Here is a 6,210-nt window from a genome sequence, read left to right as displayed (position 1 = left end):
GTTCTTGGACTGCATCAGGCGCTCGGCGATGCGCTTGCGGATGCGGGTCATCGGCACGCGTTCTTCCGGACGTGCGCCACCGGCCTTGCCGGCGCCGCCGTTGCGGGCGAAGTTGACGATGTCTTCCTTGGTCACCGCACCGTGACGGCCGGTGCCGGATACGTCGGCCGGGTTCACGCCTTCGGTGATGGCCGAGAAGCGGGCGCCCGGGGGCAGGGCGTCGGCAGCCGACTTGGTGGCCGGTGCCGGCGCCGCAGCAGCGGCCGGGGCAGCGGGTGCCGGTGCGGCAGCGGCCGGAGCGGCGTCAGCCTTCTTCTCTTCGGCGGCCGGCGCAGCAGCGGCGGTGGCGCCTTCTTCGATGATGGCCACGACCTGGCTGGAGGTCACGGTGGCGCCGACCTCGAACTTGATCTCCTTCAGCACGCCATCGACGGGCGACGGCACTTCCAGGACGACCTTGTCGGTTTCCAGATCAAGCAGGTTTTCATCGCGCTTGACGGCATCGCCGACCTTCTTGTGCCAGGTGGCGATGGTGCCGTCGGCGACGGATTCGGGCAGTACCGGGGCTTTGACTTCGGTGGCCATGCGGGAGCTTCCTGGTTTGTCTTTTCTAGAATGAGGAGGGAGTTATTCAGCGACCGAGTCGTTGAACGGGTTGACCAGGGCATCGGCGATCAGCTTCTGCTGTTCGATGATGTGGTCAGCCATGTGTCCAGCGGCCGGCGATGCCGAACGGGCGCGACCTGCGTAATGGATGCTCTGGCCATCGGCCAGGCACGCCTGCAGGTGGTGACGGATCTGGTACCAGGCACCCTGGTTCTGCGGTTCTTCCTGACACCACACCACATCGGCCGCCTTGCCGTACTTCTTCAGCTCCGCTGCCAGTGCCACGCGCGGGAACGGATACAGCTGTTCGACACGGATGATGGCGACATCGTCCTGGCCACGCTTGGTCTGGTCTTCGAGCAGGTCGTAGTAGACCTTGCCCGAGCACAGCACCACGCGCTTGACCTTCTTGCTCTCTGCCTTGGCATCGCCGATCAGGTGCTGGAACTCGCCGTTGGCCAGCTCTTCCAGGGTCGACACGGCCAGCTTGTGGCGCAGCAGCGACTTGGGCGACATCACGATCAGCGGCTTGCGGGTGGTCATGCGCATCTGGCGACGCAGCATGTGGTATGCCTGCGCCGGGGTCGACGGCACGCACACCAGCATGTTCTCCAGCGCACACAGCTGCAGGAAACGCTCCAGACGCGCGGAGCTGTGCTCCGGGCCCTGGCCTTCGTAACCATGCGGCAGCAGCAGGGTCAGGCCGGTGATGCGGCCCCACTTGGCTTCGCCGGCCGCGATGAACTGATCGATCACGACCTGGGCGCCGTTGGCAAAATCGCCGAACTGGCCTTCCCAGATGCACAGGGTGTTCGGATCGGTGGTGGAGAAGCCGTACTCATAGGCCATCACCGCTTCTTCGCTGAGCAGCGAATCGATGATGGTGGCCTGTTCCGGCGACTCGACCAGCTGGCGCAGCGGCAGGTAGTAGTTGTCGGTCTTCTGGTCGTGCAGGATCGCGTGGCGGTGGGTGAACGTACCGCGGCCGACGTCCTGGCCGACCAGACGCAGGCTGTTGCCTTCGTCCAGCACGGTGGCGTAGGCCAGATTCTCGGCAAAGCCCCAGTCGCCCGGGATCTCGCCGGCGGCCATCTTGCGACGGTCGTCGTAGACCTTGGCCACGCGCGAGTGCAGCTCCACGCCCTCGGGCACGGTGTTGATCAGCTGTGCCAGCTGCTTGACCTTCTCCATGCCCACGGCGGTGGACACCGCGTCGGAGAGCTTGCCGTTGAGCAGCTTGGGCCAGTCGACGTACATCTTGCTGGTGGCCGGGGTCTTTTCGACCGCCGCCAGCTCGGTGGTGACTTCGCCGGCATCGAGCTTGTTGCGGTAGGCATCGACCAGCGCCCTGCCACCGTCGGCCGGAATGACGCCTGCGGCTTCCAGCTGGGCGGCATACAGCTCGCGGGTGGTCTGGTGCTTGCGGATCACCTGGTACATCAGCGGCTGGGTGATCGCCGGTTCGTCGGCCTCGTTGTGGCCCCAACGGCGGTAGCACATCAGATCGATGACCACGTCCTTGGCGAACTTCTGGCGGAACTCGAAGGCCAGCTTGGCGGCGAACACGACCGCTTCGGGATCATCGCCGTTCACGTGCAGCACCGGCGCGGCGATCATCTTGGCCACATCGGTGGCATAGCGCGTGGAGCGCGTATCCAGCGGGTTGGAGGTGGTGAAACCGACCTGGTTGTTGACCACGATGTGCACCGTGCCACCGACGGCGAAGCCGCGGGCCTGGGACATCTGGAACAGCTCCATCACCACGCCCTGGCCGGAGAAGGCCGCGTCGCCGTGGATCAGGATCGGCATCACCTGCTTGCGTTCGGTATCGCCACGACGTTCCTGGCGCGAGCGCACGCTACCGGCCACGACCGGGTCGGCAATTTCAAGGTGCGAGGGGTTGAATGCCAGCGCCAGGTGGACCGCGCCACCCGGGGTGGCGATGTCGGCCGAGAAGCCCATGTGGTACTTCACGTCGCCGGCCGAGGCGTGGTCGTCGTGTTCGAACTTGCCTTCGAACTCGTCGAACAGCTTGCGCGGGCTCTTGCCCAGCGTATTGACCAGCACGTTCAGGCGGCCACGGTGGGCCATGCCGACGACCACGTCCTTGACGCCATCCTTGCCGGCGTCACGGATGATGGTGTCCATCATCGGGATCAGCGAGTCGCCGCCTTCCAGCGAGAAGCGCTTCTGGCCCACGTACTTGGTGTGCAGGTAGCGCTCCAGGCCTTCGGCCGCGGTCAGCCGCTCCAGGGTGCGACGCTGCGTGTCGGCATCCAGGCTGTAGTTGCCGCCGGTGGTCTCCAGGCGCTGATAAAGCCACTGGCGCTGCTCGACCTCGGAGATGTGCATGAATTCCGCACCGATGGAGCCGGTGTAGGTTTTCTTCAGGCGATCGAGGAGATCGCGCAGCTTCATGCGCGGCTGGCCGGCGATGCCGCCAGTGCTGAACTCGCTGCCCAGGTCGCTCTCGGACAGGCTGTGGAACGGCAGCCCCAGGTCCGGCGGGTTGGTCGGCGGGGTCAGGCCCAGCGGGTCCAGACGGGCACCGAGGTGGCCGCGCGAACGATAGGCGGTGATCAGACGGCCGACATTGCGCTCGCGCTCGTCGCCGGCACCGGTGGCCGTACCGCTGTTGACAGCGTTTTTGGCAGCGTCGGTGATGTGGGCGATGACGGCCGAGTGCGGAATGTCACCGGCTTCGCGGCCCTTGAAGCCGTCGAAGTAGGTCTTCCATTTGGGATCGACACTGTCCGGAGAAACGAGGTACTGCTCGTACAGATCCTCGATATAGGAGGCGTTGCCGCCGGCGAGCTGCGAAGACTGCGCAAACTGCTTCAGTAGATTGTCCACGATGGAGGGTCGGATTCGCTTGTGGGGTAAGGCTTCGATGATCCGGCAGGGAAAAGTGAATAGCCCTGCGCGGGCGGTATCTAACTCCCCAAATTGTACCCCCATCGAGACAGGAAGGGGCACCGCGGCGGTCCCGGGTGGACTGCGGTGTCATTCCCAGACAGGTTCGAGCCTGTGGCGTGAGCTACAGACCGATGGCGCGCAATTCGCTGCATTCACGCGAACGTTCCCATACGCGCTGCAAACCGTCCTGCAACGGTCGCGAACGTGCTGGCAGCGCGAGGGCGGCTTCACCGTCGTAACGGTGCCCACCCAGACGAAAGTAGTAGTCGCCGGCATCGTTGAGCAGACAGGCCGAGGCCAAGGCGCGGTCGATCGGGTCGTTGACCTGACGGACCCGGAAGACGCTGGGCAGGCGTTGCAGCAGCCCGGGCAGCGGTGAGCCGGACTGGGCGATGGCCGGGGCGTCGTGAACGATCAGCCAGGCCTGTTTGTCATGGCGGGCGGTGCCGAAGCGGCGCAGGGCCTCCAGCACCGGCGGGGCGTCGAGCAGGCCGGGGTCGAGCTGGCGGCTGTGAATCCACAGCTGGCGGCGGGCACGGTGGACCAGGGCGGTGGTGATCGCCACCGCCTCATCAAAGGCGGTGATGTTGACCGCCCCGTCCAGCACGCGGCGCATGTGCTGGTGGGCGATACCGGCCTCTTCGAACACGTCGCCCTCGGGCAGGAAGCCTTGGCGGGTATAGAACACGCGGGCCGGCAACTGGGCGTGCAGGCTCACCTCCCGCCAGCCGCGGGCGCGGGCGGCCTCGACCAGGGCCAGCAGCATCGCCTCACCGACCCCATGGCCGCGCCTGTTGGCCAGCACGGCCATGCGACCGATACGGCCGTCCGGGGTGAGCCGGCCGGCGCCGATCGGCTCGCCCTGGGCAGTGCTGGCCAGCACGTGCACGCTCAGCGGGTCGAGCGCATCGATCTCCAGTTCGGCCGGCACCCGCTGTTCGTCCACGAACACGCGGTGCCGGACTCCGTGCAGCGCGTCGCGCTGCGCGGGATAGTCGACCACGGCGACCTGGATGCCGGATGCGCCCATGTTCAGGGCGCCTTGCCGTCGTCGCTCTCGTCGGTGTCGTCGAAATCGACGATGACTTCGATGCCGTCGTCGTGGATGGTCACTTCGTGGACATCGGGCTGGGCGCTGTCGACCTCGACCGCCTCGGTGCCATCGACGATGGCGTCCTCGGCGAAGGTGCCGTCCTCTTCTTCGTCGTCAAATTCGTCTTCGTCATCGAAGGCCAGGGCGTCGAAGAGCTGGTAATAGCCGCCGGAGACCAGTTCCTGGACGGCATCGCGGCCCTTGGCCGAGAGCTTCTGGTAGAGCGCGGCGCCGAGCTGTTCAGTCGCGGCCAGGAGCTGGGCGTCTTTGACCGGCAAGGCGAATTCCAGGCCGCTGCAGTACAGGCTGGCACCGCGCTTGGCCCGGCGCCAGGCCATGCGCGCCCACGGATGGCGCTGCAGGTCCAGGCCGGCGGCGAGCGCAGCTTCGATCTCTTCGCGCTGCACCGGCTCACCGCCGGGCATCACTTCACCGGCAGCGCGATAGGTGGTGATGAAGCGGCCGAACCAGTCGCCAAGCTTGTCGGGATCGTTCATGCGGATGGCGTTGAGCGCGTCGACCACGCGGTTCATCGCCACGACGTCGATTTCGTTTGGGTCCTCGGGCACGGTGAGGTCCGGGTCCTGGTAGCGGATGGACTCGTCGGCGCCTTCGATGAGGGTGTCAAGGTAATCGCTGATCAGCTCGGCCGAGGCCGGCGCACGCATGCCGAAGGAGAAGGTCAGGCACGGGTCTTCGGCGACGCCGTTGTGCGGGACGTTGGGCGGCAGGTAGAGCATGTCGCCGGGCGCCAGGACCCAGTCGTGGGTAGGCTTGAAGCGGCGCAGGAGCTTGAGTTCGACGTCGTCGCGGAAGTCCAGCGGGGGGCGTTTGCCCTTGCTGGATTCGCTGGCGTCGATCTGCCAGCGGCGGTGGCCGTAGGCCTGCAGGAGGAAGACGTCGTACTGGTCGACGTGGGCACCGACCGAGCCGCCGGTGGCGGCGAAGCTGACCATGACGTCGTCCATGCGCCAGCGCGGGAGGAAGTCGAAATGGCCGATGAGGGCGCGCACGTCCGGATCCCATTTGTCGACGTCCTGGACGAGCAGGGTCCAGTCGTGGTCGGGCATGCCGGGGAATTCTTCTTCCTGGAACGGTCCGGTGCGCACGCTCCAGCCATCGGTGGCGCGATCGTGGGTGATCAGGCGGGCGAGGGCGGTGTCTTCGCAGGCCAGGCCGGCGAGGTCTTCGGGCTGGATGGGGGTCTGGAAGTCGGCGAAGGCGGCGCGGATGAGCAGGGGGCGCTTCTGCCAGTAGTCGCGCAGGAAGGTGGCCGCGGGCATGCCCAGCGGGAGGCCGGGGCGGGCCTGGATTTCGATGACGGGGGTCTTGGTCTTGCGGGCAGCCATGGGGGAATCCTTGGAGCGTGTAGACGGAAAGCGGGGGCGCGGCGTAGGCCGGCGCGAGCGGGTCTATTGTCCGCTGGTTGGGGCGGATGTGCACCTGCGTTGGGGTGTCGCGGAGTGGGGCGTTGGTCGCAAACGTTAACTGCGGCGCGTCGATTGTCCAGGGCGTGAGGTGGCCGGGCAGCCTTGCCCAGGACACGCCGTAAACCCGTCCCTGGGGGCTCGGTGTTGCCATCCATGGCAATACAC

4 protein-coding genes are annotated in these 6,210 nt (G+C 66.5%); all 4 read right to left on the bottom strand.

Annotated features, from left to right (window positions below; genetic code table 11):
• Nucleotides 1-585 (bottom strand): biotin/lipoyl-containing protein (locus AC1DQP_RS14945; RefSeq protein WP_478051902.1); only part of this gene is annotated, 585 nt, incomplete at its 3' end.
• A gap of 42 nt (nt 586-627) precedes the next feature.
• Nucleotides 628-3,459 carry a 2-oxoglutarate dehydrogenase E1 component gene (locus AC1DQP_RS14940; protein ID WP_478051901.1) on the bottom strand — a complete coding sequence of 944 codons (2,832 nt, stop codon included), beginning with the start codon at nt 3,457-3,459 and terminating at the stop codon, nt 628-630.
• A 184-nt stretch (nt 3,460-3,643) separates the two neighbouring features.
• A complete protein-coding gene (locus AC1DQP_RS14935) occupies nt 3,644-4,552 on the bottom strand; it encodes a GNAT family N-acetyltransferase (protein WP_457319960.1) in 909 nt (302 codons plus the stop codon).
• A gap of 2 nt (nt 4,553-4,554) precedes the next feature.
• Nucleotides 4,555-5,964, bottom strand: coding sequence for a ribosomal protein uL16 3-hydroxylase (locus tag AC1DQP_RS14930; RefSeq protein WP_478051900.1), 1,410 nt, complete (start codon nt 5,962-5,964; stop codon nt 4,555-4,557).
• Between the last annotated feature and the right edge of the window lie 246 nt (nt 5,965-6,210).

It is taken from the genome of Stenotrophomonas sp. P5_A8 (assembly GCF_056400545.1).
This window is presented reverse-complemented; position numbering and strand designations above follow the sequence as displayed.